The organism is Streptomyces niveiscabiei, assembly GCF_001419795.1.
Lineage (GTDB): Bacteria > Actinomycetota > Actinomycetes > Streptomycetales > Streptomycetaceae > Streptomyces > Streptomyces niveiscabiei.
In genome coordinates, this window is sequence record NZ_LIRL01001221.1 from 1 (window position 1) to 1,441 (window position 1,441).

2 pseudogenes are annotated in these 1,441 nt (G+C 70.4%); both read left to right on the plus strand.

Annotation, left to right across the window (positions count from 1 at the left end):
* Nucleotides 1–104 precede the first annotated feature (104 nt).
* Nucleotides 105–1,163 (plus strand): annotated as a pseudogene (locus tag AOK24_RS42320) (L-serine ammonia-lyase); the annotation flags it as partial.
* A 2-nt stretch (nucleotides 1,164–1,165) separates the two neighbouring features.
* Nucleotides 1,166–1,429: pseudogene (locus AOK24_RS51925) on the plus strand (L-serine ammonia-lyase, iron-sulfur-dependent, subunit alpha); the annotation flags it as partial.
* Nucleotides 1,430–1,441 lie beyond the last annotated feature (12 nt).

Consider the following 1,441-nt stretch of genomic DNA (forward strand, 5'->3'; position numbering starts at 1 on the left):
GGGTGGGTCTTCGGGGCCGCCCCGCCCGTGTTCGTAGTCCCCGGCGTGGCATCCGGTGTCGTGTGTCCGCGTCCTTTCTGGTTGGAGTCCCCGTGGCCATCTCCGTGTTCGACCTGTTCTCGGTCGGTATCGGTCCTTCGAGTTCGCACACGGTCGGTCCGATGCGGGCGGCGCGGATGTTCGCGCGGCGGCTGCGGAGCGAGGGGGTGCTCGGGTCGGTCGCGTCCGTGCGGACGGAGCTGTACGGGTCGCTGGGGGCGACCGGGCACGGGCACGGCACGCCGAAGGCCGTACTCCTCGGCCTGGAGGGCAACTCGCCGCGCACGGTCGACGTCGAGGGCGCCGACGAGCGGGTCGAGGCCATCAAGTCCACCGGTTCGCTGCGGCTGCTGGGCGAGCGGGAGATCGCGTTCTCCTTCGACGACGATCTGATCCTGCACCGCCGCAAGGCGCTTCCGTACCACGCGAACGGGATGACCCTCTGGGCGTACGACGCCTCCGGCGCCGAGGTCCTCACGCGGACCTACTACTCCGTGGGCGGCGGGTTCGTCGTCGACGAGGAGGCGGTCGGCGCGGACCGCATCAAGCTGGACGACACGGCGCTGAAGTACCCGTTCCGTACGGGGGACGAACTCCTGCGCCTGACGAAGGAGACCGGGCTCTCCATCTCCTCCCTGATGCTGGAGAACGAGCGGGCCTGGCGCACCGAGGACGAGATCCGCGCCGGGCTGCTGGAGATCTGGCGGGTCATGCAGGCGTGCGTGTCGCGGGGCATGTCGCGGGAGGGCATCCTCCCCGGGGGCCTGCGCGTCCGCCGCCGCGCCGCCGTGACGGCCCGTCAACTCCGCGCCGAGGGCGATCCGTTGGCCCGTGCCATGGAGTGGATCACGCTGTACGCCATGGCCGTGAACGAGGAGAACGCGGCGGGCGGGCGGGTCGTCACCGCGCCCACGAACGGCGCCGCCGGGATCATCCCCGCCGTCCTGCACTACTACATCAACTTCGTGCCCGGCGCGGACGAGGACGGCGTCGTCCGCTTCCTCCTCGCCGCCGGGGCGATCGGGATGCTGTTCAAGGAGAACGCGTCCATCTCCGGCGCCGAGGTCGGCTGCCAGGGCGAGGTCGGCTCCGCCTGCTCCATGGCCGCGGGCGCCCTCGCCGAGNNGCCGCCGAGATCGGCATGGAACACAATCTCGGGCTCACCTGCGATCCCGTCGGCGGGCTCGTCCAGATCCCGTGCATCGAGCGGAACGGGATGGCCGCGGTGAAGGCGGTGACCGCGGCGAAGATGGCGATGCGGGGGGACGGGTCGCACAAGGTGTCTCTGGACAAGGTCATCAAGACGATGAAGGAGACGGGGGCGGATATGAGTGTGAAGTACAAGGAGACGGCTCGGGGTGGGCTGGCGGTGAACATCATCGAGTGCTGAGGGGGCTCGGGG